Genomic DNA, 8,889 nt, shown 5'->3' with positions numbered 1-8,889 from the left:
CCCCCCCCCCCCCCCCCCCCCCCCCCCCCCCCCCCCCCCCCCCCCCCCCCCCCCCCCCCCCCCCCCCCCCCCCCCCCACCCTAATAGCTTTGCTTGGCGAAATACTTTTTCTACTGAGGCGGCCGCGCTGACCAGAGCCGGGTCATACCATGGCGAAAGCCTACCTCCCCAACAAGCTGAGTTTCTTGGCGCGCACTGCCAAATTGATCAGCTTATAGAAAGATGTGAGGTCATCTGAATAATGAGTGTCGAGCAGGCGAAGGCCTTGTCTGAGTTCTGTAAAACGGTGATATATTTTCTGTCCGTCTTGGGCATGGGGATTTGCCTTCATAAAGGGCGTAACCGGAAAGGACGCGGGCCAGAGAAATTGCTGCTGCTAGGACTAGTAACTATGGGTACCGGCACTTTTCTGAGTGCTTACTGGGGTAAACTTGGTCTTCCCGAAAGCTGGGGAAGGATCCTGGGCGACCTGGTGCTGGTGAACGCCGGCACGGCAGTGACTATATTGGCCATGTACTTTTTGACCTTGAAATTCCACCTGGTAGCCCTGGCGCTCAAGAAAGAAGCAGTTACCGACTCTTTAACAGGCCTTTACAACCGCAGGACCTTTTTCCGGGAACTGGACTGCAGGTTAGAACGAGGCGACAGTTTTGCGGTGGCCGTCCTCGACCTGGATAACATGAAACAAATAAACGACAACCTTGGCCACCAGATAGGGGATGAAGTTTTGCGGGCAGCCGCAAGAGCCCTCAAAAAGGCAACGCGTGAAAAAGACATAGCTGCCCGGTACGGGGGAGACGAATTTGTAGTTCTGTTTGCCAGGGAGGGCCCGCGAGTAGAAAAGTTCAAGGCCAGGCTTAAAGAGAACCTAATGGCGGAGCTGCCTTCTACTGGGGAGATTGAGGTTGGCCTTTCTACGGGGGTAGCCTACAGCCCCGAGGACGGCGAGGATGCCCGCTCTCTCCTCTCCGCTGCAGACGCGCGCATGTACGCTGAGAAAGAAGCCAAGAAGAACCGCTATTATATGCGGAACGTGAGAAACCTTAAACCCAACACGGTCAACCGCAGGATGAAGGCCCTGAAGTCCTGGCTCGTTAGCAACGGTTAGTAAAAGCGGTTTTTCGATCATAAAACCCCTTGCAAATCAAGAGGTTTAATAGTATCCCCGATTTACCCCTTAATTAACAGGTCCCGGGACCGTCCTGGGACCTGAACTGCTGTTTTTGTGGACGACTTTTCCTGTGGATAATGTGGATAAACCTGTGATTAACCGGGAATCATAGCCTCCCCTGCTGTGGATAATTATCCAGGCCAGTTGGTTCCGGTTTCAGTACCGGCGGTGGATAAATGGCGCAAAGCATTGATTTAACTGTAGTGAGGCTGTGGAAAAGCCTGTGCATAAGGGCAAGATAAGCCTTGCCTACGGTTGGGGAAGGCTCACCTCCGGTACCAGAATGGCCAGGGCGCTGCCGCAACCCAGGATAGCCTCTGCCCTTATACCCCGGCCAACCTGACCGGGGTTTGTTCTTTTCCATCTGAATGCCGTGCTCCGGGGAAGGATTCTGGCGGTTGATGTCTAATCTCTAGAGGTAGATTTGACCTATAGGAATAGTTCATTTATGGGGCGGTGCCATTGAAAAAGCAACTACGTAAAGAAATTATCGCCCGGCGCAACTCCCTGGCCGCCGCTGCCAGGGAAGAAAAAAGCGCCCTGATTACCCGGCGCCTTTTAACCTTGCCGGCCTGGGAACAGGCCAGGGTGCTGATGTGCTATGTATCCTTCGGGAGCGAGGTCAATACCTTCCCCCTGATCGCTGCGGCCCTGGAGCAAGGTAAAAGGGTAACTGTGCCTTTATGCCTGTCAGAGGGGCGACGCCTCCTGGCTGCGGAGGTTTCCGACTTCCCCGGGGACCTGCAGCCTGGCACCTGGGGGATCCTGGAACCGCGGCCGGAAACCCTGCGACCCGTGGCACCGGAAATCATCGACCTGGTTCTGGTCCCCGGCGTGGCCTTTGACCGCACCGGCAACCGCCTGGGCTACGGCGCCGGCTACTATGACCGCTTTCTGGCCACCCTGCGGCCCGGAGCCAGGACCATCGCCCTGGCCTTTGCGGAACAGATTGTCGCCGACGTTTATCCCCAGGTCCATGACCGGCCGGTGGATATGGTAATTACTGATGGAGAGATTATCACCCGGAAGGATGAAAAATTTGCCTAAGAGATGGACCTGGGTTATATTAGTCGTTATTTTTCTTCTGGTGCTGGGTGCCGGGCTGGTGTTTGGGGCCAAGCGCCAGTATACCCAGCCGGGACAACCAGCCACTCTGATGCCTGATGCTACGGTTAATATTATTTTTGGCGGTAACGCCGAAAACTGGAAAGAATGCCAGAATAATTATGACGGCTTCAGCCTCTCTTATCCTAATGACTGGCAACAGCAGGTTATCCCCGGGGTGGCCACCATCCTGGCGAAAGACGGCTACGTAAAACTGACCATTATCGCTCAACCCCTGGGCAAGGTAAGCGCGGAAGAATACGTTCTCTATAGCAACCGCAGCCTCCAGGAGGGCTGGGGCGGGATCAAGCTGCAAGCCCAGAAAAAGCTGAACTGGCGGGGCTACAGCGCCTGGCAGTTTGACTGGACCCGGCCGCAGCTGGCCCCCGGCGACTTGAACTACTACCGCGAGTATGACCTGGTAGCCGGGAAAACAGTTTATACCTTTATGTTGAAGAGCAACCAGACGAATTTCCCTGCCGCGACAAATGATTTGAGCCGGATTATCTTAACCTTTAAACCCCTGCCCGCCCGGGGTGCCCCCGCCCTGCCGCCGGCGCCGCCGGTCCAGCGGGAGGTTAACATCGCCGGCCAGCACCACCGCCTAAATATCCCGGCGGATAAGACCCTGTGGGGGATCCTTAACCCTCACAAGCTGGGCCAGATGCAGTACTTTGATAAGCTATTACCCTTGGAGAAGCAACTGGATTTTAAGTTCCAATTTTTGATAACCTACGCTGCCTTTGATACCAGGTTTAACCAGGCAGAGTTGCAGAAAATCTATAATGATAACCGCATCCTGATGGTGGCCCTACAGCCCTGGTGGTATGGGAAAAAGAACGATACTTCTCTAATCGGCCTGATCCAGGGCCAGTATGATGCCATTCTGCGGGAATGGGCCCGGCAGTTTAAAAGCCTGGGAGACCCGGTCTTCGTTCGTTTCGGCAATGAGATGAACGGCGACTGGTCTACCTGGTCGGCCTGGTACACTGGAAAAGATACCGATATCTATAAAATGGCCTGGGAGCACGTTTATAACCTCTTTAAGGCTGAAGGCGCCGAGAATGTAATCTTTGTCTTTAACCCCCATGACCGTTCCTTTCCTAGCTTTAAGTGGAATAACTACCTCCTGTACTACCCGGGGGATAAAACCGTCGACTGGATCGGCCTGACGGGCTATAACAACGGCACCAGCCATACTGCCGACGTCTGGCGGGATTTTGACACCATCTACGACCCCCTGTACCGGGAGTATCTGCATTACTTCCCGGACAAGCCCTTTATGATCACGGAGTTCGCCAGTAACGAGGAGGGTGGCGATAAGGCGGCCTGGATTCGCCAGTGCTTCCGGCACCTGGCCACCCGCTACCCGAACATTAAAATCGCCGTATGGTTTAACCAGGTAGACGGCAAGTGGTTATATAACCTGGATTCCTCACCTCGGAGCCTGGCCGCCTTTAAGGAAGGACTGCAGGATCCCCACTACCGCTTCCAGGCCGTTTACCCCCGGTAAGGAAAGGAGAGCACCTGTTGCGAGGTAAAAAGCGATGGCTTATTGCCGCCAGTCTAATTTTGCTCTTAGTCGCCCTGGCAGGCTGGCGCTTCTGGGCTTGGCGGGCGGGCACCGGTGCGGGGCCGGACCCGTCGACCTTCCCCCCGGCGCCGGCACCGGCGGCCGGAGCCAGCTATGATGTTCTGGTAGTGGGCGGCCAACCGGAAGGAGTGGCGGCAGCTATCGCCGCCGCTGGTCAGGGCGCCAAAGTCTTGCTGGTGGAAAAACGGGACGGCCTGGGCGGGCTTTTTACCTACGGCTGGTTGAACTTTATTGACATGAACTACGGCCCCCACTATGAGCTTTTGACCCGGGGGACCTTCCAGGAGTTTTACCGCCGGGTCCATGGCAGTGTTTTTGATGTAAGTGAGGCCAAAAAGGTACTGGCTGCCATGGTGGGGCGTTACCCGAACCTGGCCGTAAGCCTCAATACATCTTTCAAGGAACCTATCCTCGAGGGTAATAAACTGGTGGGTATCAGGGCTATTAAAGATGGGCAGGAGATGGCCTTCTACGCCGGCCGGGTCATCGACGCCACTCAGGACGCCAGCGTCGCCGCCGCCGCCGGCGTGCCCTATACCGTAGGCGCCGAGGATATAGGTGAGAAGGACCGGCGCCAGGCGGTTACCCTGGTCTTTCGCCTGGGGGGGGTGGACTGGCAAGCCCTGGCGGGGGCCGTAGGGGGCCAGATCAAGGATGCCAAGATCTCTGACCGGGCCGCCTGGGGTTTTAACAGCATCGCTAAGGGTTATCAGCCTTCCAACCCCCGTTTGCGCCTGCGTGGTTTTAATATTGCCCGCCAGAATGATGGCTCAGTCTTTATCAACGCCCTGCAGATCTTCGGCGTTGACGGTTTGAACCCCGCCTCCCGGCAGGAGGCCATGGAACTGGGCCGCCAGGAGCTGCCGGCCATAACCGCCTTTTTACAGACCCATCTGCCCGGTTTTGCCGGCGCGCAGCTTTTAGGTACAGCGCCAGAACTCTATGTGCTGGAGACCCGGCATATTAAGGCCCTTTACCAGCTGGACTTAAACGATGTTGTTTTTAACCGGTACTTCCCCGATGCCATTGCCCTGGGTTCCTACCCGGTGGATGTCCAGGCTACTTCGCCCCAGGACACCGGCTATGTGTATGGCCGGCCGGAAGTTTACAGCATTCCCTTCCGTTCCCTGGTGCCGGAGAAGATCGATAACCTCCTGGTGGTAGGGCGTTCGGCCGGTTATACCCACCTGGCCGCCGGCAGCGCCCGGGTGGTCCCAATCGGCATGGCTACCGGCGACGCCGCCGGGGTGGCAGCCGTTTATTCCCTGCAAGTAAATAAGAACTTCCGGGAGCTGGCGGCCAGCCTCCAGGACATTAAGGCTGTCCAAGACAAACTGGTAAAGATGGGGGCCTATCTCAAGGATTATCATATCAAGAACCCCCTGGAGAATCACTGGGCCTTCAGCGGCTTAAAGTTTGTCAACCACTGGGGCCTGATTGTCGCCGGTTATGATAATAACTGGAAGCTGGATACTCCCATCAGCCGCATCAGCTTTTACTATATGACGGCCAATGCCTTAAAAAGGGCCGCCGGCCGGGGGGATCTGGTGGCAGCCAAGGCGGACTTGTTGAAACCTTACCTGGACGCCGGCAACCTCAACCGGGGCGATGCAGCGAAGCTGCTCCTGACTTATCTGGGAGTGGATACCAGTACCCTGGACCCCGGGGCTGCCGTAACCATGGCCGGGGCGAAGGGCCTCCTGCCCCTGGATCACACCGGCAGCGACCCGGCCGGGGCCGTCACCGGCGCCGAGGCTTACTACGCTACGGAACGCCTCTGTGCCCTGCTGGGGAAGAAATAGCTCTTTTGCTTGTCTGCTCTTGATGGTTATGCTACAATAAACATAGCTGTTCAAACCAAATAAACCTCCGAGCCAGTGGGCCTAAGGTTCCCAGGCTATGGCTGCTGGCCTCCTGCCTGTTAAACAGGTAGCGACGGGGTGGGTGGGGAAACCGGCCTGCCTCCCGGATTAGGAAAGGAGTATTGGCCCTGGTTATTCGGCAGGGCGATTAGCTTCAGGCACCCTTTCCGGGTGCCTTTAATTTTTCCGGCCCCGGGAAAGCCATCAACGGGCGAGCCGTTCAGCGGCCCTGCTAAGAACGAAAAAAACGAAAACCCCCAGGCTGGTAGGTGTTGGTAGGGGGTGACCTCGGCTCGAAGGCAAACAGGGCCAGTCCAGGAGGAGCTACTTTATTTTAGAGGGAGGCGTTATCATGGTCAAGCAGGATGCCATTCGGGAGGCGGTGCAAGAAGCCGCGGCTAACCATGGCGGTAAGCTGCCCTGCTTGGTGGCCCAGGAAGTGGCCCGCCGCCTGCAGGTGCCCATGCGGGAAGTGGGTCAGGCTGCCGATGACTTAAAGATCAAGATTATCCAGTGCCAGCTGGGGTGCTTTGAGTAGATTGGCAGGGTGAGAAACGTGGAACTTTTTCAGGTAATAACCTTGGCGGCAGCCCGCAGGAAACTGGCCGGCTACTGGCCCTTGCCGGGACGGCAGGAAACGGTTGTCCCCCTGACGGAAGCCCTGGGCCGGGAGCTGGCACGGCCGGTGGTGGCCCGGGAAGACATCCCCGGTTTTGACCGCGCCACCATGGACGGCTACGCCGTGCGGGCCGTCGATACCTTTGGCGCCCGTGAAAGTGCACCCGTCCTGTTGCGCCTGGCCGGGGAGGTACCCATGGGGCAAAGGGCCGGGGCCAGGGTTAACCCCGGCGAAGCCGTAGCCGTGGCCACAGGCAGTATGCTGCCGCCCGGGGCAGACGCGGTGGTTATGATCGAAAACACCGAGGCCCTGGAGGACGACCGGGTCGCCGTCTATCAGCCGGTGGCCCCCGGCCAGGACCTGGTGCGCCGGGGATCCGACGTCCGTGCCGGGGCCACTGTTCTTAGGTCCGGGCACCGCCTGCGGCCCCAGGACCTGGGCGTTCTGGCCAGCCTGGGTATTGGTCGCGTACCGGTTTACGAACCCTGGCGGGTGGGTATCCTGGCCACCGGGAATGAAATCGTTGCCCCGGAGACCCGGCCTGGCCCCGGTCAGGTGCGGGATATTAACTCCTATACCCTGTACGGCCTGGTACGGGAGTGTGGTGCCGCAGCCGCCCTTTACGGCATTGCTCCCGACGACCTGGAAACCCTGACGGCCCGGGTGCGGGAGGCCCTGGCGGAAAACCACTTGGTGTTCCTTTCCGGCGGGAGCTCCGTCGGTACCCGGGATTTAACCGTCCAGGTTTTGGCTGGCCTGGGACAACCGGGTATCCTCTTCCACGGCTTAGCCATCCGCCCGGGCAAACCTACCCTGGCGGCCCTAGCCGGGGATAAAATGATCTTCGGCCTGCCCGGCCACCCGGTTTCCGCCATGGTCAGTTTTAAAGTTCTTCTGGAACCCCTGTTGCGCTACGGCGGTTATGACCAGCGGCAGGAGAAAGTACTGGCCGCTACTCTGGACCGGCAGGTTACCTCCACCCCTGGCCGGGAGGACTACCTGCGCGTACGCCTGGAAAAGGGGCCGGAGGGCCCGCTGGCAGTTCCCCTGCCGGGGGGATCGAGCCTTATCTCTACCATGGTCAGAGCCGACGGGCTGGTTGTTATTCCCCTGGAGGCAGAAGGCCTGGAAGCTGGTACCAGGGTAGAGGTGGAATTGTTGTAGGTACTTGCTGCCATTACAAGTTGTTAAATCTCACTTTATGAGACAATGGTCCATAAAACGGAGAGGAAGCGGAGCAAAACCGGAGCTGGTCCGGAAAATCAATTAAGTTGTATTAAACTCCTGGGAGAAGGGTTGCTATTGGCAAGCAAGGTCTTTGTCCCCAGCCGGCCCTGGCAGGAGGCCTTGGAGGAATTTCTGGGAGCTTTAAGGTCCAGTGGCTACCTGACTAAGTTGCCGGAGGAGGAAATAGAGGTCACCAGGGCCCTGGGCCGGGTGACGGCCGCCCCGGTTTATGCGGCCATCTCCTCCCCCCATTACCCGGCAGCGGCCATGGACGGCATCGCCGTCCGGGCGGAAATTACCTTCGGCGCCGGGGAACAGAAACCCCTTGAACTGGCCCTGGGCCGGGAGGCCGTGGTGGTGGATACCGGGGACCCCCTGCCGGAAGGTACCGATGCCGTCATTATGGTTGAGGAAGTTACCTTCCAGGATAAAACTACGGCCGTCATCAGGCGGCCGGCCGTCCCCGGCCAGAATGTCCGGCCGGTAGGGGAGGATATTACCGCCGGGGAGATGCTGGTACCGGCCCATTATATCCTTTCGCCCTATGACCTGGGCGGCCTCCTGGCGGCCGGGGTGACCAGGGTCAAGGTCCGGCCCCGGCCCGGGGTGGCCATCCTGCCTACGGGGACCGAGCTGGTGCCCCCGAACCCCAACCCGGCCCCCGGGGAAATCCTGGAATCTAACGGCGCTATGCTGGCGGCTCTGGTCGGCCAGTGGGGCGGTACGCCGGAGGTTTACCCGATCACGCCTGATGATTACCAGCTTTTAAAGGAACGCCTGGACCGGGCCCTGGGGGAAAAGGACCTGGTCCTGATCAACGCCGGTTCCTCGGCCGGCCGCGAGGATTACACCGCCCGCCTGGTAGAAGAAATGGGGCATCTCCTGACCCACGGCGTGGCCACCAAGCCGGGTAAACCGGTAATCCTGGGGATCGTTAGGGATAAGCCGGTCATCGGCGTACCCGGTTATCCGGTGTCGGCCGCCCTTTGTGCCGAGCTTTTTGTTAAACCGGTCCTTTACTACCGTCAGGGAAGCAACCCGCCGGCGCGGGCACAGGTACGGGCCGTCCTGAGCCGGAAGATCCACTCCCCCCTGGGTCGGGAGGAGTTTGTCCGCGTCCGGCTGGAACGGGAAGGCGACCGGCTGATAGCCACGCCCACTTCACGCGGGGCGGCAACCATCATGGCCTTAGCCCGGGCCGACGGTATCGTCGTGGTACCCCGTTTATCCGAGGGCTTCCCCGCCGGGCAAGAGGTAATGGTGTACCTCCTGCGGCCTGTACCGCCAGCCCCGTAGCGGTTTACTGTAAGTT

The 8,889-nt window shown here is 58.9% G+C and carries 7 protein-coding genes and 1 riboswitch; all 7 genes read left to right on the top strand.

The genetic code is table 11. The features are described from left to right. Positions 1 to 367 precede the first annotated feature (367 nt). The 7 genes from SDD30_RS04275 to SDD30_RS04245 all read left to right on the top strand — a co-directional run bounded on the left by SDD30_RS04275 (position 368) and on the right by SDD30_RS04245 (position 8,873). Positions 368 to 1,108 (top strand): GGDEF domain-containing protein, encoded by a 741-nt coding sequence (locus tag SDD30_RS04275; protein WP_434073700.1) that lies wholly within the window; start codon positions 368 to 370, stop codon positions 1,106 to 1,108. Between the two features lie 525 nt (positions 1,109 to 1,633). Further along, the gene (locus SDD30_RS04270) at positions 1,634 to 2,218 is read left to right on the top strand and encodes a 5-formyltetrahydrofolate cyclo-ligase (RefSeq protein ID WP_434073699.1); all 585 of its coding nucleotides are present in this window, start codon (positions 1,634 to 1,636) and stop codon (positions 2,216 to 2,218) included. Further along, positions 2,211 to 3,788 (top strand): glycoside hydrolase family 26 protein, encoded by a 1,578-nt coding sequence (locus SDD30_RS04265; protein WP_434073698.1) that lies wholly within the window; start codon positions 2,211 to 2,213, stop codon positions 3,786 to 3,788. Before SDD30_RS04270 ends, SDD30_RS04265 begins: the two co-directional genes overlap by 8 nt. A gap of 17 nt (positions 3,789 to 3,805) precedes the next feature. Beyond that, on the top strand, positions 3,806 to 5,671 hold the full coding sequence (locus SDD30_RS04260) for an FAD-dependent oxidoreductase (RefSeq protein ID WP_434073697.1): 1,866 nt from the start codon (positions 3,806 to 3,808) through the stop codon (positions 5,669 to 5,671). Between the two features lie 53 nt (positions 5,672 to 5,724). Then, positions 5,725 to 5,867: riboswitch (molybdenum cofactor riboswitch) on the top strand. A gap of 216 nt (positions 5,868 to 6,083) precedes the next feature. Beyond that, positions 6,084 to 6,269, top strand: a complete 186-nt coding sequence (locus SDD30_RS04255; RefSeq protein WP_434073696.1) for a hypothetical protein — start codon at positions 6,084 to 6,086, stop codon at positions 6,267 to 6,269. An 18-nt stretch (positions 6,270 to 6,287) separates the two neighbouring features. After that, positions 6,288 to 7,514 carry a molybdopterin molybdotransferase MoeA gene (locus tag SDD30_RS04250; RefSeq protein WP_434073695.1) on the top strand — a complete coding sequence of 409 codons (1,227 nt, stop codon included), beginning with the start codon at positions 6,288 to 6,290 and terminating at the stop codon, positions 7,512 to 7,514. Between the two features lie 138 nt (positions 7,515 to 7,652). After that, a complete protein-coding gene (locus SDD30_RS04245) occupies positions 7,653 to 8,873 on the top strand; it encodes a molybdopterin-binding protein (RefSeq protein ID WP_434073694.1) in 1,221 nt (406 codons plus the stop codon). The last annotated feature ends 16 nt before the right edge of the window (positions 8,874 to 8,889 follow it).

It is taken from the genome of Moorella naiadis (nom. illeg.) (assembly GCF_051020825.1).
Classification (GTDB): domain Bacteria; phylum Bacillota; class DSM-521; order Neomoorellales; family Neomoorellaceae; genus Neomoorella; species Neomoorella naiadis.
This window is presented reverse-complemented; position numbering and strand designations above follow the sequence as displayed.

Bases quoted from the DNA above. Each gene is read 5' to 3' on its own strand.
- SDD30_RS04255 (WP_434073696.1), top strand. From the start codon at position 6,084: ATGGTCAAGCAGGATGCCATTCGGGAGGCGGTGCAAGAAGCCGCGGCT.